The organism is Pseudomonas sp. MYb13, from assembly GCF_002980075.1.
GTDB lineage: Bacteria > Pseudomonadota > Gammaproteobacteria > Pseudomonadales > Pseudomonadaceae > Aquipseudomonas > Aquipseudomonas lurida.
Genome location: NZ_PCQI01000006.1, coordinates 156,894 through 182,431, shown reverse-complemented (window position 1 = coordinate 182,431; position 25,538 = coordinate 156,894). Strand labels below are relative to the sequence as shown.

Genomic DNA, 25,538 nt, shown 5'->3' with positions numbered 1-25,538 from the left:
TGCCCCTTGACCTGCTTGCAGCTTGCAGCTTAAAACTTGCAGCTCACCCGAAGGGGGCTCCCATGATCACCAGCAAGCTGCCGAATGTCGGCACAACGATTTTCACCACCATGTCGCAACTTGCCGCTGAAACCGGCGCACTCAACCTGTCCCAGGGCTTCCCGGACTTCAATGGCCCTCAAGGTTTGCTCGATGCAGTGGGCAAGCATATTGCCCTCGGTCACAACCAATATGCGCCTATGACCGGCCTGCCAGTGCTGCGGCAGCAGGTGGCCGCCAAGATCGCCCGCAGTTATGGCGCGACGGTCAATGCCGACAGTGAAGTGACCATCACCCCTGGCGCCACCGAAGCAATTTTCTGCGCGATCCAGGCGGTGATTCGCCATGGCGATGAAGTCATCGTGTTCGACCCCTGCTACGACAGCTACGAGCCCTCAGTGGAACTGGCCGGTGGGCGTTGCGTGCATGTGCAACTGAGCCTGGACGGCTTTGCCCTCGACTTCGAGAAGGTCAAGGCGGCGCTGTCACCGCGCACGCGCATGATCATCCTCAACTCCCCCCATAACCCCACCGGCGCGCTGATCAGCCGCGCCGAGCTGGACCAATTGGCCGAACTGATCCGCGACCGTGATATCTACCTGGTCAGCGACGAAGTCTACGAACACCTGGTATTCGACGGCGTGCCGCACGTCAGCGTGCTGGCCCATGAAGAGCTGTACCGGCGCGCCTTCGTGGTCAGCTCGTTCGGCAAGACCTATCACGTCACCGGCTGGAAAACCGGCTACGTGGTCGCGCCGCCGGCCCTCACCGCAGAACTGCGCAAGGTGCATCAATACGTCAATTTCTGCGGCGTAACCCCGCTGCAGTACGCGCTGGCCGACTTCATGGCCGAACACCCGGAGCACGTCGAGGCGCTGCCAGCGTTCTACCAGGCCAAGCGCGATCTGTTCTGCGATTTGCTGGCGCCGTCCCGTTTCAGCTTTACCCGCGTGACCGGCACCTACTTCCAGTTGGTGGATTACTCCCGGATCCGTCCGGACCTGGACGACGTCGCCATGTCCCTCTGGATGACCCGCGAACACGGCGTGGCCACCATTCCAGTCTCGGTGTTCTACCAGACCCCACCCCAAGGCCAGCGCCTGGTGCGCCTGTGCTTTGCCAAACGCGAGGAAACGCTGCAACAAGCGGCGGAAAAACTATGCGTGATCTGAGTGCACTGCCGAACCTGAATATCGCCCTGGTCCAGACCAGCCTGGCCTGGCATGACCGCCAAGCCAACCTTGAACACTTCGAGCTGCTGCTTGAGCAAGCCAGAGGCGCCGACCTGATTGTACTGCCGGAGATGTTCACCACCGGTTTCTCCATGGCGTCAGCCACCCTGGCCGAGCCGGAGAACGGTCCGACCCACCGCTGGCTCCAGGCCCAGGCAGCGAAGTACGGCGCCGTGATCACCGGCAGTGTGATTATCCAGGCCGCCGACGGCAGCCATCGCAATCGCCTGCTGTGGGCACGGCCGGAGGGTGAAGTGTTGCATTACGACAAGCGCCACCTGTTCCGCATGGCCGGCGAGCACGACCACTACACCCCTGGCGAACGCCAGGTGCAGTTCGAATTAAAGGGTTGGCGCATTCGCCCATTGATTTGCTACGACCTGCGCTTCCCGGTGTGGAGTCGCGATGCCCAGGACACTGACCTGCTGCTGTACACCGCCAATTGGCCAGGTGCGCGTCGCCTGCATTGGAACCGATTGCTGCCGGCGCGGGCCATCGAGAACCTGTGCTATGTGGCGGCCGTTAACCGCGTGGGCACGGATGGGAAGGGGTTTGCCTACACGGGGGACAGTCAGGTGCTGGACTTCCAGGGCGAGACCCTGCTCAGTGCAGGGGAAGCGGATGGGGTGTTCCAGGTGAACCTGGATGCGGCGGAATTGGCCGCGTATCGCACCAAGTTTCCGGCGAACCTGGATGCCGACAGCTTCCAGTTCGTCTGATCGACCGCTATCGCGGGCCAGCCCGCGAAGAGGCCATCAGCCTCATCCAAGACCCACAGCAAAAAAGGCCCCTGGATTCACACCCAGGGGCCTTCGCATTTAAGCAGGCGTTTTACGCTGCCTTCGCTTCCTGCTGGCTCAACGAGCGGTTCAGCGCACTGAACAGTGCCTTGAAGCTGGCCGTGGTGATGTTTTCATCAATACCCACGCCATGCACCGGGCGCTCGCCGTTTACACGCAGTTCGATGTAGGCCGCTGCCTTGGCGTGGGTGCCTGCACCGATCGCATGTTCGTTGTAGTCCATGATCTCCACGCCAATCGGCAGGCCCGCCACCAGCGCTTCCAACGCGCCGTTGCCTTTACCTTTCCAGTGCAGGTTGGTTTCGCCCTGGCCCTTGCCCGAGACTTCCACCTCGACAAAGCTGTTGCCGTTCTCTTCCTGCAGGCGATGGCTGACCAACGCGTACGGGGTATTGGCTTGCAGGTATTCACGCTGCAGCAAGGCGTAGATCTGCGGTGCGGTCATCTCCAGGCCGACGCGGTCGGTTTCAGCCTGTACCACTTGGCTGAACTCGATCTGCATGCGGCGCGGCAAGCTGATGTCGTATTCCTGCTCCAGCAGGTAGGCGATGCCGCCTTTGCCCGACTGGCTGTTCACGCGAATTACCGCTTCGTAGCTGCGGCCAATGTCGGCCGGGTCGATCGGCAAGTACGGCACTTCCCACAGCGCATCGTCTTTCTGCTGGGAGAAGCCCTTGCGGATGGCGTCCTGGTGCGAGCCGGAGAACGCCGTGTGAACCAGGTCACCGACGTATGGATGACGCGGGTGGACCTGAATCTGGTTGCACTCCTCGACGACTTTGCGCACGCCATCGATGTCGGAGAAATCCAGCTGCGGGTCAAGGCCCTGGGTGTACATATTCAGCGCGACGGTCACCAGGTCGACGTTACCGGTGCGCTCGCCATTACCGAACAGGCAGCCTTCGACACGGTCGGCGCCGGCCATCAGGCCCAGTTCGGTGGCGGCCACGCCGGTGCCACGGTCGTTGTGGGTGTGCAGGCTGATGATCACGCTGTCACGGCGGTTGATATGACGACCGAACCACTCGATCTGGTCGGCATAGATGTTTGGCGTGGCGCATTCCACGGTGGCCGGCAGGTTGAGGATCATCTTGTGCTCGGGCGTCGGGTTCCACACCTCGATCACCGCATCGCACACTTCCTTGGCGAACTCCAGCTCGGTGGCGCTGAAGGTCTCAGGGGAGTATTCGAAGGTCCACTGGGTTTCCGGCTGTTGGGCGGCATATTTGACGAACAGCTTGGCCGCGTTGACCGCGATGGCCTTGATGCCTTCCTTGTCCTGGTTGAACACGATACGGCGGAAGGACGGCGACGTGGCGTTGTACAGGTGCACGATGGCCTTTTTGGCGCCGCGCAGGGATTCGAATGTGCGTGCGATCAGGTCTTCACGGCCCTGGGTCAGCACCTGGATGGTGGTGTCCTCGGGGATGTGGTTGTCTTCGATCAGGGTACGCACGAAGTCAAAGTCGGTTTGCGAGGCTGCCGGGAACGAGGCTTCGATTTCCTTCACGCCAACGGCGACCAGGGTCTTCCAGAAGCGCAGCTTTTTCACGGCGTCCATCGGCTCGATCAGCGACTGGTTACCATCACGCAGGTCGGAACTGCACCAGATCGGCGCTTCGGTGATGGTCTTCGATGGCCAGGTGCGGTCCGGGATATCGATGGTCGGGAACGCGCGGTACTTCGAAGACGGGTCTTTGAGCATGCTCATCGGGAAATCCTTTGTTGTAGGGGCCGAGAAAAGGCGGCCTGCCGTAGAACTGTTTTTAGGGATAAAACGTCAAGACGAGGCAGATCGATTCAGCCTGGCAGTCGTGCGCTGACTAGGCACAGGCTGCGGTGCTGGCGGAGCTGAATGAGGGTGTGAGAGGTTTTCATAAGCTCAACCCTAACCGCAGGGGTGAAAGATGGCAAGCAGTCGAGAAAAATTGAGAGAAGTTCTTCTATCGGCGTGGGAAACGAGATTTTATGCCCTTATATGAGGCTGGGTCTGGTTTTAATTGCGCGCCCATTATCGGGCGCGCAATTGAACGATTCAGGGTTGGAACGCGCCGATAAAGATCGCCGGGTCGACCCTCGCGTCGTTCAGGCTGACGTTCCAGTGCATGTGCGGCCCGGTCGCACGGCCCGTCGAACCGACCTTGCCCACCACGGCACCGCGTGCCAGTTGCTGGCCGACTTTCACGTCGATCTTCGACATATGGCAGAACATGCTGATGAAGCCTTGGCCATGGTCAACGAACACGGTGTTGCCGTTGAAGAAGTAGTTGCCGACCAGAATCACCTTACCGTTCGCCGGGGTCTTGATCGGGGTACCGGCCGGCACGGCGAAATCCAGGCCCGAGTGGGGGTTGCGCTCTTCACCGTTGAAGAAGCGACGCACGCCAAACTTGCTCGACAGCGGCCCGTTCACCGGCTTGTCCAGCACCAGGTTGCTCGGCAGGTTCGGGCTGAAACTGCGGTAGGCCTTGATTTGCACCGCCAGCTCGGCCTCGATGCGCTTGAGTTGCGCCGGGTCGGGGTTCACTTGGCTTTTGTTTTTCAGGGTAATGCGTTGTTCCGGGTACTTTTTGTAACCGACGATAAACGGCAGGTTACGCCCGCCGCTGCTGATGCGTTCGTTGCCTGGCTTGACCGTCAACGGAATACCGACAATCGCCAGCCAATTGTCGGCCTCTTTCACCACCAGCACCGGCTTGCCCTGATAGGTGGCTTTCGGGGCCGCCGCTGCGGGACCCAGCTCGACGACGGCAACGCCACCCGGCACCGGTTTGTTCAAGGTGCGGGTGATGTAGCTGTCGGCGTGGGCGTTGAAGGCGAGGCAAAACAACATCAGCAGGCTAAAGAGACGTGGCATCAATCAATCCAATAACGAAAGTGTGACGGGTGTCAGGTGGTTGTCTTCCACCCGCACTTGCAATTGGCCTTCACCGAGGCGCGCGGTCAGGCGCTGGCCGGTGTGGGTCTGTGCGGCGTTGCGAATCGCCTGGCCGCGCTCGTCCAGCAAGATGCTGTAGCCACGGCCCAGGGTTGCCAGCGGGCTGACCACGTGGAGCGTCTGCACCTGGCTTTGCAACTGCAGGCGCCGCGCCTTGAGGCCTTCGCGCATGGCCCGGGGCAGGCGTTCGGCGAGGCCGTCCAGGCGTTGGCGTAGCAGGGCGAGCTGGCGCCCCGGGTGTTGGCCGGCCAGGCGGGTTTCGAGACGGATCAGGCGTTCGCGCCGAGTGTTGAGGCTGCGCTCGAATGCGCGGCGCAAGCGCATGTCCAGGTCATCCAGGCGCTGGGCCTGTTGGCGCAGGCGTTCACCGGGATGACGCAAGCGCCGGGCCATGCCTTCCAGGCGCAGGCGGTCGTGGCTCAGGCGGTTGCGCATCAGCATCACCAGGCGGCGGTGCAGGTTTTCGACCTGGCGCACCAGGTGGCTGGCATCTGGCGCAAGCAATTCGGCCGCGGCAGAGGGGGTAGGGGCGCGTACGTCCGCCACGAAGTCACTGATCGATACATCGGTTTCATGGCCGACGGCACTGACGATCGGTGTGATGCAGGCATCCACCGCACGCGCCACGGCTTCTTCGTTGAAGCACCAGAGGTCTTCCAGGGAGCCGCCGCCACGGGCCAGGATCAGCGCATCGAAGCCGCGCGCATCCGCCAGCTTCAACGCGCGCACGATCTGGGGGATTGCTTCGCGGCCTTGCACAGCCGTGGGGATCAGTGTCAGTTCAATGTTCGGCGCCCGACGGCGGAACACGCTGATGATGTCGCGGATCACCGCGCCCGTCGGTGAGCTGATGATGCCAATGCGCCGTGGGTGCGCCGGCAGCGGTACTTTGCGCTCGGCGCTGAACAGGCCTTCGGCGCTGAGCTTTTCCTTCAATGCATCGAAGGCCAGGCGCAACGCCCCATCGCCGGCCGGCTCCACGGTATCGAGGATCAACTGGTAGTCGCCACGGCCTTCGAACAGCGAGACCTTGCCGCGTACTTTCACTGCCAGGCCATCTTTCAGCGCTTGGCGCACGCGTGCGGCGTTATTGCGAAACAGTGCGCAACGCACCTGCGCGCCGCTGTCCTTGAGGGTGAAGTACACATGACCAGAAGCCGGGCGAGCGAGGTTGGAGATCTCGCCTTCGACCCAGATATTGGTGAACACGTCTTCCAGCAACACCCGCGCGCGGCCGTTGAGCTGGCTGACAGTCAGGACTTCGCGGTCCAGGCCCAGGCGGGCAAAAGGATCTTTAATCATGGGCGGCAGTTTATAGGCATTCGCGCAAGGTTTGGCAGAATTGCTCCACCAGTGCGCTCGGCGCCTGCGCGCAGGCCAGGGCCACGGTGCTGAGGCAGTCCGGGTCGGCCAGGGGTAAAAAGTGCACGTTGGCCGGGGCAATGTCCCGCATGGATTTTGGTAACAAGGCAATACCGAAGCCGGCCTGGATCAACTGCAGTTGGGTAGTCTTGCGTGACCTCACGCGCGCGGCCTTGGGAAAGAATCCCGCACGCATGCACAACTCGGCTGACAGATAACTCAGGCCGCCACGCTGGGGGTGGGGAATCGAGATAAACGCTTCGTCCTGCAACTGCTCCAGCTGGATGGGCGCCTGACTGCGTACCAGCGCATGGTTCGGGGGAACGGCCAGCAGCAGTGGCTCGCTGTACAAAGGCACCACCCGCACGCCCTCGCGCTGGCGCAACACCGGCAAGCGCAGCAACCCGACGTCCAGGCGACCGTCGGCGATGTCTTCCAACTGCGCTTCGGAGGACAGTTTGGCGATGTCCATCGACACCCCCGGGCAACGCTCCAGCCAGGTACTGATGCCTTGCAGCAACAATCCGCTCATCGGCACAGTGCTCGAATGGCTCAGGCGCAGTGTGCCGAGTTCGCCATTGCCCACTTGGGTCGCCATCTCGCTGGCCTTGAGTAACTCAGCCAGCAGGTTGCGCGCGCGTGGGCAGAAGGCCTCGCCAGCAGCGGTGAGGCGCGGTTGGCGTGCGGTGCGTTCGAACAACGGGGTCTGCAGCTGGGTTTCCAGCGCCTTTATCTGCCGGCTGAGGGCTGATTGCGCCACGAACAGGCGCTCTGCGGCGGCACTGAAACTGCCGCTGTCGACGATTTCGACGAAGTAGCGCAGTTGGCGGGTAGAGATCACGCGTCATGCCTTTTCGAGATGGGTAGGGGGCTTTGAAGATATTAGTCGCATCCCTCGCCGATGGCTAAAGTGATGGCTACCTCTAACAAGGAATTACCCATGGGCCCGGTTGAGCTGATGAGTCAGTGGTCGTTTGGTGGTGCGGATTGGCTGGTGATCGGCGTGGGCGTGGTGGTGGCCTACATCGTGTTTGGCATCGCCGGTTTCGGCACTGCGCTGGTCGCGGGGCCGATCCTGATTCTGTTCATGCCGCTGTCGAAGCTTATCCCGCTGCTGGTATTGCTGGATTTTGTCGCGGCATTTGGCAACCTGCTCCAGTCGCGGCACGACCTGAACAAGCCGGAACTGCTGCGATTGCTGCCATGCATGGCGATTGGCTGCACACTCGGCGTGGTGTTTTTGCTCAATCTGCACTCGGATCTGCTGCTGCTGTTGATGGGGCTGTTTATCAGTGCCTACGCGCTTTACAGCTTGGCGGTGAAAGCGCGGCCGACGCAGCTGGCGGCCGCTTGGTCGATTCCCATGGGCACCGTTGGCGGGTTGTTTGGAGCGCTGTTTGGCAGTGGTGGCTTTCTGTATGCGATCTACCTGAACAGCCGCCTGCCCAAGGACGCTGCGCGTGCCACGCAAAGCGCGCTGATCAGTTGCAGCACGGTGGTGCGCCTGAGCCTGTTCCTGGTCGCCGGGGTGTATGCGGATCTGCCGCTGCTGATGTTGGCGCTGTGCCTGTTGCCGGCGATGGCCCTGGGGCTGTGGTGTGGGCGCAGGCTGACGATGCGCATGTCGCGCGAGGCGTTTGTGCGGTTGGTGACCTGGCTGGTCCTTGCCAGTGGCATTGCGTTGATTGGACGGTACTTGAGTACTTGACCTGTGTGGGGCAGGGATTAAGCTGCCAGCCTTCAGGGCTCCATCGCGGGCAAGCCCGGCTCCCACAGTTGATCGCATCCAGTGTGGGAGCCGGGCTTGCCCGCGATGGCGTCAGACGCCACACCGCAGGACTCCCATGAATTCCCAAAGCATCCTTGTCCCGAAAATCTCCACCTTGCCCGTCCACGAACCCCGCGCCCGGGCGATCGTGCGCTGGCTGGTGCGCAAGAACATCATCAAGGAAGCGCCGACCACCTGTGGCCGCACCGGCAACCGCATGGGCTACGCCCTGGCTGACGGTGCGCGAGCGGTCGTGCTGCACCCCGAGGCGCTGCCGTTCAACGAGCCTATCAACGGCCTGGAGATCATCTACAAGCGCTGCATCTATACCCCGGCCAAGGGCTTTCTCGAAGAGGCCGGCTGCCCGGAATGCCTGAAGGAAGTCGGCGAAGCGCTGTTCGAAAGCCTGGAAGATTGGATGCCCGGCCACACCGACAACTTCACCTGCCCGCTGTGTGGGCATGAAGACGACATCAATGGGTTCCTGTTCCTGCAGGAATGCGGGTTTTCCAACCTGGGCTTCATTTTCAACAACTGGGCGGAGGCGGGGTTCAAGCAGAGCTTTATCGACGAATTTGCCGATTGGCTGGACCAGAAGATGAGTTGGGTCAAAGTCGAACTTTAATCCATCTATCAGTATTACCAAGTTTGTCAGAGTTTTACATTGAGCCCGACAGGGTGCATGTATATAATGGCGCGCTTCCATTTTCCCGCTCGGGAGCCCCCGCGATGCTGCGTATCAGCCAAGAAGCTCTGACATTCGACGACATTCTCCTAGTGCCCGGTTATTCCGAGGTGCTTCCTAACGAAGTCAGTCTCAAGACCCGCCTAACCCGTGGCATCGAGCTGAATATTCCCCTGGTTTCCGCTGCCATGGACACCGTCACCGAAGCCCGTCTGGCCATCGCTATGGCTCAGGAAGGCGGCATCGGCATCATCCACAAGAACATGACCATCGAGCAGCAAGCTGCCGAAGTGCGCAAGGTCAAGCGTTACGAAGCCGGTGTGGTGAAAGATCCAATCACCATCGAAGCCGACGCCACCGTGCGTGACCTGTTCGACCTGACCCGCCTGCACAACATCTCCGGCGTTCCGGTACTGCACGATGGCGACCTGGTCGGCATCGTCACTTCCCGTGACGTGCGTTTCGAGAACCGTCTTGAAGTCACCGTCCGTGAAGTGATGACGCCTAAAGAGCGCCTGGTCACCGTCAAGGAAGGCGCCGACAAGAACGATGTGCGCGAACTGCTGCACAAGCACCGCATCGAGCGCGTGCTGATCGTCGACGACAAATTTGTCCTCAAGGGCATGATGACCGTCAACGACATCGAAAAAGCCAAGGCTTACCCATTGGCCAGCAAGGATGACCAAGGTCGTCTGCGCGTTGGCGCTGCGGTCGGTACCGGTAAAGACACCGGTGACCGCGTTTCGGCCCTGGTCGCTGCCGGTGTTGATGTGGTGGTGGTCGACACCGCCCACGGTCACTCCAAAGGCGTGATCGACCGCGTGCGTTGGGTCAAGCAGAACTTCCCTGACGTGCAAGTGATCGGCGGCAACATCGCCACTGGCGCTGCCGCCAAGGCCCTGGCCGAAGCCGGCGCCGACGCAGTCAAGGTCGGTATCGGCCCAGGCTCGATCTGCACCACGCGTATCGTCGCGGGTGTCGGCGTACCGCAAATCAGCGCCATCGCCAACGTCGCCGCTGCCCTTGAAGGCACGGGCGTACCGTTGATCGCCGACGGCGGCATCCGTTTCTCCGGTGACTTGTCCAAGGCCATCGTTGCCGGTGCTTCCTGCGTGATGATGGGCTCGATGTTCGCCGGTACCGAAGAAGCGCCAGGCGAGATCGAACTGTTCCAGGGTCGCTCCTACAAGGCTTACCGTGGCATGGGCTCGCTGGGCGCCATGTCCCAGGCGCAAGGCTCTTCCGACCGTTACTTCCAGGACTCCTCGGCAGGCGCCGAGAAGCTCGTCCCGGAAGGCATCGAAGGCCGTGTGCCGTACAAAGGCACCCTGAGCGCGATCATCCATCAACTGATGGGCGGCCTGCGTTCCTCGATGGGCTACACCGGCAGCGCCGACATCGAAGAAATGCGCACCAAGCCAGAGTTCGTGCGGATCACCGGCGCCGGCATGGCTGAATCCCATGTCCACGACGTGCAGATCACCAAGGAAGCGCCAAACTACCGCGTAGGTTGAGGCTTCCAGCAAAACGTTAAGTAACCGGGGCTGTTCTTTCAGCCCCGAGTTGTTTCTGATTCATTAGACGAGACTGACTTCATGGCCCTCGACATTCACGCCCACCGCATCCTGATCCTCGATTTCGGTTCCCAGTACACCCAGCTGATCGCCCGCCGCGTGCGTGAAATCGGCGTGTACTGCGAACTGCATCCGTTCGACATGGACGACGAAGCGATCCGCGAATTCGCACCGAAAGGCGTCATCCTCGCCGGTGGTCCAGAGTCCGTGCACGAAGCCAACAGCCCGCGCTGCCCGCAAGCCGTATTCGACCTGGGCGTACCGGTCTTCGGTATCTGCTACGGCATGCAGACCATGGCCGAGCAACTGGGCGGCAAGGTTGAAGGTTCCGAGCTGCGTGAATTCGGTTATGCCCGTGTAGACGTGGTCGGCAAGAGCCGCCTGCTGGACGGCATCGAAGACCACATCGACGCCGACGGCCTGTTCGGCCTCGACGTGTGGATGAGCCACGGTGACAAGGTCACCAAGATGCCGGAAGACTTCCACATCCTGGCCAGCACCCCGAGCTGCCCGATCGCCGGCATGTTCAGCGACGAGCGTCGTTACTACGGCGTGCAGTTCCACCCGGAAGTGACCCACACCAAGCAAGGCGGCCGCATCCTGTCGCGCTTCATCCTCGACATCTGCGAGTGTGAAGCCCTGTGGACCCCGTCGAAGATCGCTGAAGACGCCATCGCCCAGGTGCGCGCCCAGGTCGGCACCGACAACGTATTGCTCGGCCTGTCCGGCGGTGTTGACTCCTCCGTGGTTGCTGCGCTGCTGCACAAAGCCATCGGCGACCAACTGACCTGCGTCTTCGTCGACAACGGCCTGCTGCGCCTGCACGAAGGCGAGCAAGTGATGGCCATGTTTGCCGAGAACATGGGCGTCAAGGTGATCCGCGCCAACGCCGAGGACCAGTTCCTCAACAACCTGGCCGGCGAGTCCGACCCGGAGAAGAAGCGCAAGATCATCGGTCGCACCTTCATCGACGTCTTCGATGCGCAGTCCAACAAACTGGACAACATCAAGTTCCTCGCCCAGGGCACCATCTACCCTGACGTGATCGAGTCGGCCGGCGCCAAGAGCGGCAAGGCCCACGTGATCAAGTCCCACCACAACGTGGGTGGCCTGCCTGAGGAAATGAACCTCAAGCTGGTAGAGCCGCTGCGCGAACTGTTCAAGGATGAAGTCCGCCGTCTGGGCCTGGAACTCGGCCTGCCGTACGACATGGTCTACCGTCACCCGTTCCCGGGCCCTGGCCTGGGCGTGCGGATCCTCGGTGAAGTGAAGAAGGAATACGCCGACCTGCTGCGTCGCGCCGACCACATCTTCATCGAAGAACTGCGCAAGGCCGACTGGTACCACAAAGTCAGCCAGGCATTCGTGGTGTTCCAGCCGGTGAAATCCGTAGGCGTCGTAGGCGATGGCCGTCGTTACGCATGGGTCGTGGCCCTGCGTGCCGTAGAGACCATCGACTTCATGACCGCTCGTTGGGCACACCTGCCGTACGAACTGCTGGAAACCGTCAGCGGCCGTATCATCAATGAGATCGAAGGCATTTCGCGCGTTACGTATGACGTGTCGAGCAAGCCGCCGGCGACGATTGAGTGGGAATGATCCCCTGTTGAGCACTCGCTACTGAGTACTCACGGGTTGGTCTGAACGATGCCGCAAGCCTGTGAAGGCTTGCGGCATTTTTTGTAGCGGCAGATTAGAGTGGTTGGCTCCAGTCGGCGAGGGTCAGCCCCATGGCTTGCACGGCCTTGACCAGCTTGATCATGCTTTTGAAACGCTTGCCGCTGATCGCTGGCCAGGACGGGCGTTCAATGAAGTAGCGGCCGCCATCGGTGTTGATGGCAGTAGACACGATGGCGTTGTCGTTGGCGCGATGAACCAGTTGGGTCGGCCCGCGGGACCGTTGCAACGTGAACATCCCCTTGCACGGCAGTATGTCCTCCAGGGTACGGTTTTCCTGACCGGCCCACGGGGTCTCTACCTGCAGAAGCAGGTCGCTTTTGAGGCTATAGGCACGGTGTGGGATTAGTTCGATACCGGTCCTGCCGGGATCGACGATAATGCCCTCTGATTCGCCCTGTGCAACATCTTCGACTCGCACGCCAACGGCTTCTTCCCGTTCGCTGAGGCCTGGTACACCCTCAAACGTGTTCGCGTGGGTTTCCCCCACGAGGGCCACCCATTTATGCACACCCCTGACTGCCTGATCAGTGTTGATGATTGAGCGTGCGTAAAAATTCATCATCTTTACGCGAGGATCATCGAGCGTTTCCACGACGTTGACGCCTTGCGGAGCAACAGGCTCGAAGCCCTCCAGTCGATAGCTGGCCATGCAATCAATGGCTTGCACCTGGATGCGGTTCTGTCGGGCGGCTTTTACCACTTCCAAAAACGTATAGCGCTTGAGTGGGTCGGTGGAGTGGCCGGTGTCCAGACCCGCGAGGTACTGCTCCAGTGCCTCGGGCATCTCCCCGCTGCGGGCGAAGGCGTGCAGGGCGGTTTGATGGAAGTCAGTCAGCAGGTGCTCCATGTACAGGGTTTTCACGCCTTGCCGAGCCAGGAGGGGCATGTTCTCGATCAGCCACTGTTTGCTGCCTATGCCGGCATGGTTTTCCCCAATGACAATCCCCCTGGCTTCCTGGAGCAGTGTGCTGACGATGGTTTCGGCGTTGGCATCGGCCGCCAGCGCGGGCAGGTGAGGCCGTGGGGGCAGCACGATGTTGGCGTAATCGTTGACAGCATCCTGATAGAGCTGCTGGCGCACGGTCTTGAAGTCGTCATAGGGGTTGGCCGCGCCGGATCCGAGCAGGTCAAGGTCGCCATAGTCTTCATGCAGTGCGGGGTTGCCCGGGGTCAGTGCGGCCTCCCTGAGCAAGGGGCGTAGGTTCGGCGGGATGTCGTAGGCCGAGGCTGGCAGCGCAGGCACCGGCGCAGTTCTGTTGAACACAGACCGTAGCATGCCGCCCTTGAGTGCGAGCTTGGGTGCCAGCTCCCATTCACCTTGGGCATTCAGGCGCACCGGCAGGGAGCCCTCAGAGGCATTCGGGTTGGCGGGGTCGATAATGGCCCAGTTACCTGCCCCGTTGATGTCATCCTCATAGCGCACGGCATAGGCTGCATCCTTTTTCAGGATGGCGTTGGGCGGGTCGCTGTTGAGTTGATAAATGCAGCGGAATTTACCGGTTTCGGCCATGGGCGTGGCACCTTCGAGAATCTCGTTGAGTTGCCAGGCCACTGGTATTTGCACCGCCCCATTGTTTTGCCCGGGCGTAAGCGGCTGATCAAGTCCCGAAGTGCTTGTGCCCGTGGCCTCGCTGACCTGACTGAGCGCCGGGCCGACGTTGACCCGTTGCAAGTCTTGCTCCTCGAGTGCCCGGGCGAGGGCCGCCAAGCTGTTATAGCGCGCGCCCTTGAGCAGCGGCCAGGCTTGGGCGTCGATGAAGAATGCGCCCGAAGCGGTGCGCTCAATCGAGTGACGAACGATCGCCCCTGTGCGGGTGTGGTGCAGGATCACGAGGCCGTCTTCTGCCTGCTCGAAAACGAACATACCGTTGTGCCTCAGCAGGCTGCGGAGTTGCTGGGGCATCTGTCCGGGTGTGTGTTCGGGGGGAGGCGACTCAGCGGGTTGAGCGGTTTCGCGGTAGTGAGCCATTTCAGCCGCTTCGGCGTCTGCGTCGAGCTCGGCCAATGGCCCTATTTCCTTGAGCAGTGGCAGGTTGAATAACGTATTGATGCCGGCAAGCACTGCACCAATGACGGCGTCCTTGCGTTCGGCGGACGTCTTGGCGTTGGCGGCCTTGTCGATATTCAAGGCCATGGCGGACAAGCTTGCACCAATGACCGGCAAGGCGATCGGCCAGCCAAGCAGGCTCAAGGGGCCGAACGCACGCAGGCCGGCAGTCAGGTAACCCAGCCAGAGTTGCTGGCGCATCTGGCCGTTGGAGGTGAGCGATATCTCGGCTTCGGCCAGCAAGGCTTCGCGTGTCGAGTTGCGCAAGGCGCTGAAAGCGTCACCCTGGATCACTCGACAGCGCCGGTTGACCTGGTTGTAGTCGGCCTTGCCCCAGGCGCCGACCATACGGTTCATCAACGGGGTGATTTCATCATTGATGGCCTGCCGGTCGGACAGCTGGAAGTGCATCAGCAGGGCCGTGCGGCTGGCCTTGTCATTCATGCGAATCAAGGCCCACCAATGCAGGTCCCTGGGGGTTTCACAGGTGTGGAAGGCCTCGTCATCGCCTGGGACATAAATGATCTGCCGTCCGGCCGGGTCACCAATGCACAGAATGTCGATGGCGACGTAGTCAGCGATACTCAGTTTGCACACTTTCAGGCCCGCGTCCGTGGGTGTCTCGCTGCGCAGCGTTGCCAAGCTGACGGGCCAGGTCAGTGGGCTGCAGGTGGCTTTGATGACCGTGTGAAAGTCGGCGTCGCTCAGTTGCCGCTTGTCCCGAGCCAGCACGGCTTTGTTGAGAAAGTTACATTTGGCCAGGCTCCTGAAATCTTCGGAGAAGTCGGCCCAGAAGGCGTCGAGTGTGCGGTGGTAACGCTCACTGAAATTGATCCGCCACAAATCATTCAGCACCTCGTTGCCGTGCAGGCGTACTTCATTGGTCTGATCGAAGTTCTGGTGCTCGGGGCCTGCCGAGTAAAAGCCGCCGTTCACGTCGAGCAAGTCCGCGTTGTCTTGATCGGTCACCAGGAAACGGTGGATCACCAACTGCACCAAGGTCAGTGAGGCATGGGGCTGTTCATTGCGGTGTTCCCAGCCTGTAAAGGTATTGCTGTTGCTTTGGGCGCTGTTGAAACGGTGGTAGTAGACCGTCTCGGGGTCGGTGGTGGGCAGGCCGTATCGACCGAGGATTTCCCGGGCCACCAGGCGTGCCTCTGCGTGCAACTCCGGGCAGGCGCGGATAAGCGTGGCAGCGGTGGCCTTCAGTTGGTCCCGGTCGCTGGCATTGGGTAGGGGGATGGTGGTGAGTGGCATGTTCTCGCTCCTGGAGTGGGAGCGAGAAGGTTCAGCGATTGTTCATCGGGTGATGCGCTGCATAGCTAGGGCCGTCTTCGGGCATCAGCGCCGCGCGATGTCGGAGAAGTAGAACTTGTCTAGCGTATGCCGCGACTCGGTGTACTCGAACTGCCGCCCATCCTGCAAAAACGTCTGGTTGCTCACCACGATGACATGGCTCTGGCCTTCGAGGTCCAGGTGGGTCTGGTCGTCCTTGCCGCGCGGCAAGGCTTCGATGGTGCGTTGGGCGTAGGCAATTTGCAGCTGCAAGGTCTGTTCAATAAACGCGTAGATCGACTGTTCGGCAATCGAGCGGTCCAGGCCGGGGATCACGTCGGCCACGAAGTGGTTGATGTCGAGGATCACCCGTTTACCGCCGATGCGCCGTACCCGCTTGATGCGGGTGATCAGGGTGCCAGCTTCGGCTTCGATGTGCTGCAGCAATGAGCCTTCCAGCGGGAACTGGGTGAATTCGACCACTTCGGTGCGTACGTCATCGCCCAGGTCGGCGTGGGTTTCGTGGAAGCTGACAATGCCGCCCAGTTGGAACTCGATCGGGTTCGGCGAGAGCACGAAGGTACCCTTGCCGTGGATCTTTTGCGCAAACCCTCGCTCCTGCAACTGCTCGATGGCCCGACGCACGGTGCCTCGGCTGGCCTGGTAGCTGTCCATCAATTCGGTTTCGGAGGGAAGGCGCGTGCCGCGCTGCAGGCGTTCAGTGGTGATGCTGGCAAGCAGATCCGTATAGATCTGGTTGTATTTGCTCATGGGGATGGCTCTTTGCCGGGGTTGCGGTCAAGGCAGGAACCTTAGTGGCAGAGCGGGGGTTTGTCCATTAGACCCTTGGATTTATGCGGCTTACAGCGATGCCGCGGCCTACAGGAAATAAACAAAATGTAACTCGTACAGACGAGTTGTTGCTTTAACTCGTACAGACGAGTACTTTTGCCTTCGGCGTGCTGCCAATGACTGCCCCCAAATAAAAAAATCAAAGTGGAAACCAAGCATGAGCCACGACTATTCGAACATCGCCCGCGAGATTCTCGAGCACCTCGGGGGCAGCGACAACCTTGAGCAAGCTGCCCACTGTGTGACCCGCCTGCGCCTGGCGCTCAAGGACCCGAGCCGGGTCAACAGCAGCGCGCTGAACCAGGTCGACCTGGTCAAGGGTTCGTTCTTCACCGGTGGCCTGTTCCAGGTAGTGATCGGTCCCGGCGAAGTGGAAAAGGTCTACGCCGCCCTGCGCGAGCAGACCGGTCTTGCGGCCGCCACCATCGCCGACGTGAAGAAGAAGGGCGCCGACAAGACCAATGCCATGCAGCGGCTGGTGAGGGTGTTTTCCGATGTGTTCATGCCGATCCTGCCCGCGTTGATCATTGCCGGCCTGTTGATGGGTGTGAACAACCTGATGGGCGCCAAGGGCATGTTCATCGAGGGCAAGACACTGCTTGAGGCCTATCCGAACCTGGATGGCCTGTGGAGCCTGATCAACCTGATGGCCAACACCTCGTTCGTGTTCCTGCCGGCGCTGGTGGGCTGGTCGGCGGCCAAGCGCTTTGGCGGCAGCGAAATCCTCGGCATCGTGCTCGGCCTGATGCTGGTGCACCCGGACCTGCTCAATGCCTGGAACTACGGCAAGGCGGTCGCCGGTCTCGACGGCCAGAGCCTGCCGTACTTCGATATTTTCGGCTGGTTCCAGATTGAAAAGGTCGGCTACCAGGGCCAGATCCTGCCGATCCTGATGGCGGCCTATGTGATGAGCGTCATCGAGAAGTGGCTGCGCGCGCGCGTGCCCAATGCGATTCAACTGCTCGTGGTGCCGATCACCACTATCGTCGTTACCGGTGTGCTGGCCCTGGCCATCATCGGCCCGGTCACCCGTCATCTCGGCATCCTGATCACCGAAGGTGTGGTCACCCTGTTTGACCTTGCACCGATGGTCGGCGGGGCGATCTTCGGCCTGCTGTATGCGCCGCTGGTGATCACCGGCATGCACCACATGTTCCTCGCCGTGGACCTGCAGCTGATCTCCACCCAGGGCGGCACTTTTATCTGGCCGATGATCGTCATGTCCAACCTGGCCCAAGGCAGTGCCGCGCTCGCGGTGTTCTACACCACCCGCAATGCACGGGACAAAAGCATGGCGTCGACCTCGGCGATTTCCGCGTATTTCGGCATCACGGAACCGGCGATGTTCGGGGTGAATCTGCGCTTCAAGTTTCCGTTCTATGCCGCCCTGGTGGGTTCGGCGCTGGGCAGCGTTTTCCTGTCGCTGAACAAGGTGCAGGCGTCGGCCATCGGCGTGGGGGGCTTGCCGGGGTTTATTTCGATCGTGCCGCACTCGATCGCCATGTTTGTGATCGGGATGGTCATCGCGATTGTCGTGCCGTTTGTCCTGACCTGTGCGTTGAGCATGAAGATTGTTCGGCCTGGGTATCGCGTTGCCTGATCTAGCGCTATCGCCGGCACGCCGGCTCCCACATTTGAATGCGTTTCCCTGTGGCAGCCGGGTTTGCCCGCGATGAGGCCCTCAAGGCCAGTACACCACTCTACTGAAGGAACCCACCATGCAAGACTGGCAACACTCGGTGATCTACCAGATCTACCCCAAAAGCTTCCACAGCCACGCGGGTAACGCCACCGGTGACCTGCTGGGCATCCTGGACAAACTCGACTACCTCAAATGGCTGGGCGTCGACTGCCTGTGGATCACCCCGTTCCTGCGTTCGCCGCAACGCGACAATGGCTACGACATCAGCGACTACTACGCCATCGACCCCAGCTACGGGACCATGGCTGACTGCGACCTGCTGATCAGCGAAGCGGCCAAGCGTGGCATCAAGCTGATGCTCGACATCGTGGTCAACCATACGTCCATCGAGCACGAGTGGTTCCAACAGGCGCGCAGCAGCCTCGACAACCCGTACCGCGACTTCTACATCTGGCGCGACCAGCCGAACAACTGGGAATCCAAGTTCGGCGGCTCGGCCTGGGAATACGAGGCGCAGACCGGCCAGTACTTCCTGCACCTGTTCGACCACACCCAGGCCGACCTGAATTGGGACAACCCCAAGGTGCGCGCCGAGGTGTTCAAGTTGATGCGCTTCTGGCGGGACAAGGGCGTGGGCGGCTTCCGCCTGGATGTGATCAACCTGATCTCAAAGCCTGCCGATTTCCCCGAGGACAACAGCGACGGCCGTCGCTTCTACACCGATGGCCCGAATGTGCACGAGTACCTGCAGGAAATGCACCGCGAAGTCTTCGAAGGGCATGACCTGATCAACGTCGGCGAGATGTCGTCCACCCGCCTCGAACATTGCATCCGCTACTCCAATCCGGCGTCGAAAGAGCTGTCGATGACCTTCAACTTCCATCATCTGAAAGTCGATTACCCGAACCTGCAGAAGTGGGTGAAGGCCGACTTCGACTTCCTGCAACTCAAGCAGATCTTCTCCGACTGGCAAATGGGCATGCAGGCCGGTGGCGGCTGGAACGCGCTGTTCTGGTGTAACCACGACCAGCCACGGGTGGTCTCGCGTTTCGGCAATGACGGTGAGCACCGCGTGGTTTCGGCCAAGATGCTGGCGACCGCGCTGCACTTCCTCCAGGGCACGCCGTATGTGTACCAGGGCGAAGAGCTGGGCATGACCAATCCGGGCTTCGACGCTATCTCGCAGTACCGCGATGTGGAGACCCTGAACATCTTCCGTCTCAAGCGCGATGCGGGTGAGTCCGAGGCGTCGAGCATGGCGGCGATCATGCAGAAGTCCCGCGACAACGGGCGTACGCCGATGCAGTGGAATACCCAGGCCAACGCGGGTTTCAGCACGGGCGAGCCGTGGATCGGCATCCCGGCCAATGCGGCGCAGATCAACGTCGAGAACCAGCTGGAGGATCCGGATTCGGTGCTGCATCACTACCGGGCGCTGATTGCCTTGCGTCGTCACGAACCGCTGATCCTGGAGGGCGTTTATCGCCCACTGCTGCAAGACCATCTGCAGGTCTGGGCGTACCTGCGCGAGGGCCACGGGGAACGCCTGCTGGTGCTGAATAACTTCTACGGCACGCCCTGCGACGTCCAGCTGCCGGACGGCGTGATCAACCCGGCCAGCGAACAACGCCTGCTGATCAGCAACTACCCCGATTGCCCGATGCGTACGGGCACGCTGGTGTTGCGTCCTTATGAATCGTTCGTGCTGCACCTCAAGGACTGAGACCCGCTCTAACCCCGTGTGGGAGCACGGGGCGCTTTGAAAAAACATAATAAAAATATCGGAGTGCTTTATGAAAACAACAATAAGGCTGGGCCTCGTTGCGTCTTGCCTGGGTTTGCCGTTTGGCGCCCAAGCCTTGGAATTTGCCGGTTACTTGCGCAGCGGCGCAGGCACTTCAACGGGCAGCGGCCCCCAGCAATGTTTCCAGCTGCCGGGGGCGCAAACCAAATACCGCCTGGGTAACGAATGCGAACAGTACGCCGAACTGGAGTTGCGCCAGGACCTGCTGACGCTGGACGATGGCTCGGTACTCAGCGTCGATGCGATGGCGTCGCTCTATAACAAGTACGACCGCGAGTTGAAGTTCCAGGGCGAAAACAACGGCACCGCGCGCATGCCGCAACTGTACGCGCAATGGTCCAATCTGCCCGCCCTCAATGGCGGTTCGGTGTGGGCCGGTCGGCGTTACTACAAGCGTAACGACATCCACATCTCCGATTTCTACTACTGGAACCAGAGCGCCACGGGCGGTGGTATCGAGGACGTGCTGATCGGCGACCTCAAGTACAGCTACGCGATTTCCCGCAAGGACAACCTGTACCAGAAGGAGTACGCCACCCGTCACGACTTCAACGTCGCAGGCTTCAAGACCAACCCAGGCGGCGAGCTGGAACTGGGCCTGAGCTACATCGAAAAAGCCGGCGGGCGCGACACCAACAGTGGCTGGGCGATCACCGCGCAGCACGTGCAAAAACCTTTCCTGGGCGGCAAGAACAAGTTCGCCCTGCAGTACGGCGAAGGCCCCGGCACTGGCCTCGGGTACACCGGCAATACGTTGCTGGATAACAGCAGCAAAAGTTACCGCGCCGTGGAATTTTTCGACTGGCAGGTGACCCCGCGTTTTGGTGGGCAGGTCGAGGCGGTGTACCAGAAAGACATTCGCCCCGGCAGCCAGGACCAGACCTGGATGTCCATCGGTGTGCGTCCGGCGTACGCGATCAGCGAGCAGTTCAAACTGGTCACCGAGCTTGGCCATGACCAGGTCGACGCCACCGGCGGTACACGCAAGCTGAGCAAATTTACCTTCGCCCCGACCTGGTCACCCAAGGGACCGGATTTCTGGGCGCGACCGGAAGTACGCTTGTACTACACCTATGCAACCTGGAACGAAGCGGCCAAACGTGCGGCGAATGAATTGGCGGCGGGTTCGGCATTGTCCGATACCGGCTCCTATGGCACGGCGCGACATGGGTCGAACGTTGGCGTGCAAGTCGAATACTGGTGGAAATAGCGCGAACTCATGTGAATGCGCTTTGTGTGGGCGCTGGCTTGCTCGCGATGCGGGCGACTCGGTCTTTCAGTAAAGCTGAGGCGATGCTATCGCAGGCAAGCCCGCTCCCACCTTGGATCGTCGTCATCTTGGGGTTGCATCACCCAATGATTTTTACAGAACAAAACAGCAGGTGAAGTCATGACCCCATCTAAACCCCTGGAATTGCTGGCCCCCTTGTCGGGTGTGCTGCTGCCACTGGACAAGGTGCCCGACCCGGTATTTTCCAGCCGCGTGATCGGCGACGGCCTGTGCATCGACCCGACCTCGCAGACCTTGTGTGCACCGCTGGCCGGGGTGATCAGCAATATCCAGGACAGCGGGCATGCCGTCAGCGTGACTGACGACAACGGCGTCCAGGTGCTGCTGCACATCGGCCTGGACACCGTGAACCTGGCGGGCCAAGGCTTCACCCGGTTGGTACAGGAAGGCCAACGGGTGGAGGCCGGGCAAGCGCTGATCGAGTTCGATGCCGACTACGTGGCGCTTCATGCGCGCAGTCTGCTGACCTTGATGCTGGTGGTCAGTGGCGAACCGTTTAGCGTGTTGACGAGCGGTCTTGTGGAGGCCGGCCAGCCACTCTTGCAGTTATCCCCAAGTGAAACCGTGGACGCGGTGGACGAGGAGGAGGGCGATGCACTGTTCTCCAAGCCACTGACCTTGCCCAACCCCAACGGCCTGCACGCCCGCCCAGCGGCGGTGTTTGCCCAGGCGGCGAAGGGCTTCAAGGGCAGCATCTACCTGCACAAGCAAACCCAGAGCGCCAACGCGAAGTCGCTGGTGGCGATCATGGCGTTGCAGACCGTGCAGGGCGACACCTTGCAAGTGAGCGCGGCGGGGCAGGATGCCGAGGTGGCGATCCAGGCACTGGTTGCCTTGTTGGCGCAAGGCTGTGGTGAAGCGGTGGCGAGTGTTGCCGAGCCGGTCGCGACGGTGTTGTCGGCGACATTGCTAAAAGGCGTGTGCGCCTCACCGGGTTCGGCGTTTGGTCACGTCGTTCAAGTGATCGAGCCTGCGCTGGCTATTCCTGAACACGGCGCCGGGGCAGCGACCGAACGTGCCGCCCTGGCGCGCGGCCTCCTGGCTGCAACCGAAGCGTTGCAAGCGCTGCAGGACGACGCTGCCGGCAGTGCCCAGGCGGAGATTTTCCGTGCTCATCAGGAACTGCTTGAAGACCCGACCTTGCTTGAACAGGCCCACAGCCTCCTGGCCAGCGGCAAGAGCGCTGCCTTTGCCTGGAACAGCGCCACGGTCGCAACGGCCAAGCAGTTCCAGGGTTCAGGCAATGCCTTGCTGGCCGAGCGTGCGGCCGACCTGGCGGATGTCGGCCAGCGCGTACTGAAGCTGATCCTGGGGATTCGCGACAGCGCCTGGGAGTTGCCCGAGCGCGCTATCCTGATCGCCGAGCAACTGACCCCTTCGCAAACCGCCAGCCTGGATACCCGCAAAGTGCTGGGGTTTGTCACCGTCGGCGGCGGCGCAACCAGCCACGTCGCGATCCTCGCCCGCGCCCTTGGCCTGCCGGCAATTTGCGGTGTTTCACCCCAGGTGCTGACGCTGGCCAACGGCAAACAAGTGCTGCTCGACGCCGACAAAGGCGAGCTGCACCTGGAGCCGAACCTGGCCGAGATCGAACACTTGGAGGCAGCGCGCAAGCAGCAGGTGCTGCGCCATCAGCGCGACGTGGCGCAGGCGTCTTTGCCAGCCATTACCCGCGACGGACATCACGTCGAGGTCACCGCCAACGTCGCCTCGTTGCAGGAAGTGGAGCATGCCCTGACCCTGGGCGGCGAAGGCGTCGGCCTGTTGCGTTCGGAGTTCCTCTACCTGGACCGCAGCCGCGCGCCGAGCCCCGAGGAGCAAGCCGGCACCTACGCCTCGATCGCCCGTGCCCTGGGCACCGAGCGCAACCTGGTGGTGCGCACACTGGATGTCGGTGGTGACAAGCCGCTGGCCTATGTACCCATGGACGCCGAGACCAACCCGTTCCTCGGCTTGCGCGGCATCCGCCTGTGCCTGGAGCGTCCGCAGCTGCTGCGCGAACAGTTTCGCGCGATCCTCGCCAGCGCCGGTCTTGCGCGGCTGCACATCATGTTGCCGATGGTCAGCCTGCTCTCGGAGTTGCACCTGGCGCGCAAGCTCCTTGAAGAAGAAGCGCTGGCGCTGGGGCTCACCGAGTTGCCAAAGCTGGGCATCATGATTGAAGTACCGTCGGCGGCGCTGATGGCGGATGTGTTCGCGCCCCACGTGGACTTTTTCTCCATCGGCACTAATGACCTGACCCAATACACCCTGGCCATGGACCGCGACCACCCGCGCCTGGCCAGCCAGGCCGACAGCTTCCACCCTGCCGTGCTGCGCCTGATCGCCACCACGGTCAAGGCCGCGCATGCCCATGGCAAGTGGGTAGGCGTGTGCGGCGCGTTGGCCTCCGAAGCGCTGGCCGTGCCGGTGCTGATTGGTATGGGGGTGGATGAGTTGTCGGTCAGCGTGCCGTTGATCCCCACCATCAAGGCCACCGTACGCGAGCTGGACCTGGCCGACTGCCAGATCATCGCTCGCCAGGTCTTGGACCTGGATGAAGCCGCCCTCGTGCGTGACGCCCTGCGCCAATATCAGGCGGCCACCGTTGAAACCTCACCTGTCGTGGAGCTTTGAGCATGTTCGAGAAATTGCAGCGGGCGTTCTGGAAAGCCCTCACGCCGGATTTGATTGCCGAGACCGTAGCAACACCGCCGCAAGGTCTGCTGTCGGCCGAAGTACTCAGCGCGCTGGGCGGCGCGGATAACCTCAAGTCGCAGCAGCGTGTGGCGCTGACGCGGGTGCGGGTGCAGTTGCAGGATACGGGGCGGTTGGATGAGCCTGCGCTAAAGGCAGCAGGCGTGGCGGGCGTGATGGTGTTGGCGGGCGGGGTGGTGCACCTGCTGAGCGGTCTTTAAGCCAAGCGCAGATAAACATGGGGGAGCGGGCTTGCCCGCGAAGGGGGAGGGTCAGTCACCAGATGTGTCGACTGACCCACTGCTTTCGCGAGCAAGCCCGTTCCCACATGCGCCCTGCAGTGTTCTTACAACTGTGGGTTATCTTCCGGCGGCTTGGTCTTGTCCACGCCTGGCACATGCAAGTTGCCTTCGACCACCTGGTTGCCCTCCAGCTGCGGCTGGGTCACCCAGGTGAGGATGTCGTAGTACCGCCGGATGTTCGCTACGAAGTGCACCGGTTCACCACCGCGCGCATACCCATAGCGGGTCTTGCTGTACCACTGCTTCTGCGACAGGCGCGGCAGCATCTTCTTCACGTCCAGCCACTTGTTCGGGTTCAGCCCTTCGCGCTTGGCCAGTGTGCGTGCGTCCTCCAGGTGTCCGGTGCCGACGTTATAGGCGGCGAGGGCGAACCAGGTGCGGTCCGGCTCGGCGATGCTGTCGTCCAGTTCATCCTTGATCTTGGCCAGGTACTTGGCGCCGCCCATGATGCTTTGCTTGGGGTCCAGTCGATTGGACACGCCCATGGCCTGGGCGGTGTTCTGGGTGAGCATCATCAGGCCGCGCACACCCGTCTTGGAGGTGACGGCCGGCTGCCACAGCGATTCCTGATAGCCGATGGCCGCCAATAGGCGCCAATCGACCTTTTCTTCCTTGGCATAGGCCCGGAAATGTTTCTCGTACTTGGGCAAGCGCTGCTGCAAATGCTGGGCGAAGGTGTAGGCGCCCACATAGCCGAGCACGTCGACGTGCCCGTAGTAGCGGTCTTTGAGGCGCTGCAAGGTGCCGTTCTTTTCGACTTTATCCAGGTAGCTGTTGATCTCGTTGAGCAGGCTGTTGTCTTCACCCGCTGCCACGGCCCAGCTCTGGTTGCTGGCGTTGCCCAGGTCGAACGCGACGCGCACGTTGGGGAAGTACACCTGGTTCATCGCGACTTCGTTGGAGTCCACGAGGGTCAGGTCGATTTGTCCCTCGTCCACCATACGTAACAGGTCGACTACCTCAACAGCGTCGGACTCTTCGTATTCAATCGCAGGATTCTGCTTTTTAAGCGCCGCCAGTTGTTCGGCATGGGTGCTGCCCTTGAGCACCATGATCTTCTTGCCCACCAGGTCCGCCGCATTGGTCGGGCGCGACTGGCCGTTGCGGTAGATGACCTGCGGGGTAACTTCAAGATAAGGGTGGGAGAAACGGACTTGCTGCTGGCGCTGTTCGCTGCTGACCAGGCCGGCCGCTGCGATGACCGGGCCGTTCGGCTTGCCCAACTGGCCGAACAGGTCGTCGAGGTTGTCGGCGGTCTCGATTTCCAGCTTCACGCCCAGGTCGTCGGCGAAGCGCTTGACCAGCTCGTATTCGAAACCGGTTTCACCGTTGCGGTCCTGGAAATAAGTGGCCGGGCTGTTCCGAGTAACCACCCGCAATACGCCATCCTCCTTGATTCGCTCGAGCGTGCTGGGTTTATCAACACAGGCGCTGAGCATCAGGAAGAGTCCGGTGGCGATGAGCCATTTGGCGCATCGCGGGCGCAAAGCAGTTGGGGAGAACATCTGCGCAGTATACGCAAACGGCCCACGGCGCCATATCTCGACAGCGTGGGAGTTGTCTGCTAGTAC

Annotated in this window: 18 protein-coding genes; 11 read left to right on the top strand and 7 right to left on the bottom strand. The window is 61.4% G+C overall.

Features of this window, described 5'->3' with window-relative positions; translation table 11 throughout:
* Nucleotides 1-62: 62 nt before the first annotated feature.
* Nucleotides 63-1,211 (top strand): pyridoxal phosphate-dependent aminotransferase, encoded by a 1,149-nt coding sequence (locus CQ002_RS13835; protein ID WP_105162813.1) that lies wholly within the window; start codon nucleotides 63-65, stop codon nucleotides 1,209-1,211.
* Nucleotides 1,199-1,990: an amidohydrolase gene (locus tag CQ002_RS13830; protein ID WP_034109251.1), complete on the top strand. Its 792-nt coding sequence runs from the start codon at nucleotides 1,199-1,201 to the stop codon at nucleotides 1,988-1,990. The genes CQ002_RS13835 and CQ002_RS13830 overlap by 13 nt, the downstream gene beginning before the upstream one ends.
* A gap of 112 nt (nucleotides 1,991-2,102) precedes the next feature.
* Here CQ002_RS13830 and leuA read toward each other — a convergent pair whose 3' ends face one another.
* The 4 genes from leuA to CQ002_RS13805 all read right to left on the bottom strand — a co-directional run bounded on the left by leuA (nucleotide 2,103) and on the right by CQ002_RS13805 (nucleotide 7,212).
* Complete coding sequence (gene leuA, locus CQ002_RS13825) at nucleotides 2,103-3,782, bottom strand: 2-isopropylmalate synthase (RefSeq protein WP_034109250.1); 1,680 nt, start codon at nucleotides 3,780-3,782, stop codon at nucleotides 2,103-2,105.
* A gap of 324 nt (nucleotides 3,783-4,106) precedes the next feature.
* A complete protein-coding gene (locus CQ002_RS13815; protein WP_069078220.1) occupies nucleotides 4,107-4,928 on the bottom strand; it encodes a M23 family metallopeptidase in 822 nt (273 codons plus the stop codon).
* 3 nt (nucleotides 4,929-4,931) lie between these two features.
* Nucleotides 4,932-6,311, bottom strand: coding sequence for an exodeoxyribonuclease VII large subunit (gene xseA, locus CQ002_RS13810; RefSeq protein ID WP_105162812.1), 1,380 nt, complete (start codon nucleotides 6,309-6,311; stop codon nucleotides 4,932-4,934).
* Nucleotides 6,312-6,321: 10 nt separating this feature from the next.
* The gene (locus tag CQ002_RS13805) at nucleotides 6,322-7,212 is read right to left on the bottom strand and encodes a LysR family transcriptional regulator (protein ID WP_034109247.1); all 891 of its coding nucleotides are present in this window, start codon (nucleotides 7,210-7,212) and stop codon (nucleotides 6,322-6,324) included.
* A gap of 99 nt (nucleotides 7,213-7,311) precedes the next feature.
* Between CQ002_RS13805 and CQ002_RS13800 the strand changes: the two genes are divergently transcribed.
* The 4 genes from CQ002_RS13800 to guaA all read left to right on the top strand — a co-directional run bounded on the left by CQ002_RS13800 (nucleotide 7,312) and on the right by guaA (nucleotide 11,997).
* Entirely contained in the window at nucleotides 7,312-8,079 is a 768-nt protein-coding gene (locus CQ002_RS13800; RefSeq protein WP_105162811.1) for a sulfite exporter TauE/SafE family protein, read from the top strand.
* Between the two features lie 136 nt (nucleotides 8,080-8,215).
* Nucleotides 8,216-8,764, top strand: coding sequence for a sugar ABC transporter ATPase (locus CQ002_RS13795; protein WP_105162810.1), 549 nt, complete (start codon nucleotides 8,216-8,218; stop codon nucleotides 8,762-8,764).
* A 104-nt stretch (nucleotides 8,765-8,868) separates the two neighbouring features.
* Nucleotides 8,869-10,338, top strand: coding sequence for an IMP dehydrogenase (guaB, locus tag CQ002_RS13790; protein WP_034109244.1), 1,470 nt, complete (start codon nucleotides 8,869-8,871; stop codon nucleotides 10,336-10,338).
* Between the two features lie 81 nt (nucleotides 10,339-10,419).
* Entirely contained in the window at nucleotides 10,420-11,997 is a 1,578-nt protein-coding gene (guaA, locus tag CQ002_RS13785; RefSeq protein WP_034109243.1) for a glutamine-hydrolyzing GMP synthase, read from the top strand.
* Nucleotides 11,998-12,091: 94 nt separating this feature from the next.
* On the opposite strand, the gene CQ002_RS13780 is transcribed toward guaA, so the two are convergent.
* Together CQ002_RS13780 and treR are read right to left on the bottom strand one after the other, a co-directional pair.
* On the bottom strand, nucleotides 12,092-15,382 hold the full coding sequence (locus CQ002_RS13780) for a membrane-targeted effector domain-containing toxin (RefSeq protein ID WP_105162809.1): 3,291 nt from the start codon (nucleotides 15,380-15,382) through the stop codon (nucleotides 12,092-12,094).
* An 84-nt stretch (nucleotides 15,383-15,466) separates the two neighbouring features.
* Nucleotides 15,467-16,171: a trehalose operon repressor gene (gene treR / locus CQ002_RS13775; RefSeq protein ID WP_034109242.1), complete on the bottom strand. Its 705-nt coding sequence runs from the start codon at nucleotides 16,169-16,171 to the stop codon at nucleotides 15,467-15,469.
* Between the two features lie 238 nt (nucleotides 16,172-16,409).
* On the opposite strand from treR, the gene treP reads away from it, so the two are divergent.
* The 5 genes from treP (at nucleotide 16,410) to CQ002_RS13750 (ending at nucleotide 23,886) form a co-directional block, all read left to right on the top strand.
* A complete protein-coding gene (treP, locus tag CQ002_RS13770) occupies nucleotides 16,410-17,852 on the top strand; it encodes a PTS system trehalose-specific EIIBC component (protein ID WP_034109241.1) in 1,443 nt (480 codons plus the stop codon).
* A gap of 118 nt (nucleotides 17,853-17,970) precedes the next feature.
* Entirely contained in the window at nucleotides 17,971-19,617 is a 1,647-nt protein-coding gene (gene treC, locus CQ002_RS13765; RefSeq protein ID WP_105162808.1) for an alpha,alpha-phosphotrehalase, read from the top strand.
* Nucleotides 19,618-19,687: 70 nt separating this feature from the next.
* Nucleotides 19,688-20,908 carry a carbohydrate porin gene (locus tag CQ002_RS13760; RefSeq protein ID WP_034109239.1) on the top strand — a complete coding sequence of 407 codons (1,221 nt, stop codon included), beginning with the start codon at nucleotides 19,688-19,690 and terminating at the stop codon, nucleotides 20,906-20,908.
* Nucleotides 20,909-21,088: 180 nt separating this feature from the next.
* Entirely contained in the window at nucleotides 21,089-23,605 is a 2,517-nt protein-coding gene (gene ptsP / locus CQ002_RS13755) for a phosphoenolpyruvate--protein phosphotransferase (protein ID WP_105162807.1), read from the top strand.
* Between the two features lie 2 nt (nucleotides 23,606-23,607).
* The gene (locus CQ002_RS13750; RefSeq protein WP_069078226.1) at nucleotides 23,608-23,886 is read left to right on the top strand and encodes a PTS transporter subunit EIIB; all 279 of its coding nucleotides are present in this window, start codon (nucleotides 23,608-23,610) and stop codon (nucleotides 23,884-23,886) included.
* Between the two features lie 125 nt (nucleotides 23,887-24,011).
* Here CQ002_RS13750 and mltF read toward each other — a convergent pair whose 3' ends face one another.
* Nucleotides 24,012-25,472: a membrane-bound lytic murein transglycosylase MltF gene (gene mltF / locus CQ002_RS13745; protein WP_034109236.1), complete on the bottom strand. Its 1,461-nt coding sequence runs from the start codon at nucleotides 25,470-25,472 to the stop codon at nucleotides 24,012-24,014.
* Nucleotides 25,473-25,538 lie beyond the last annotated feature (66 nt).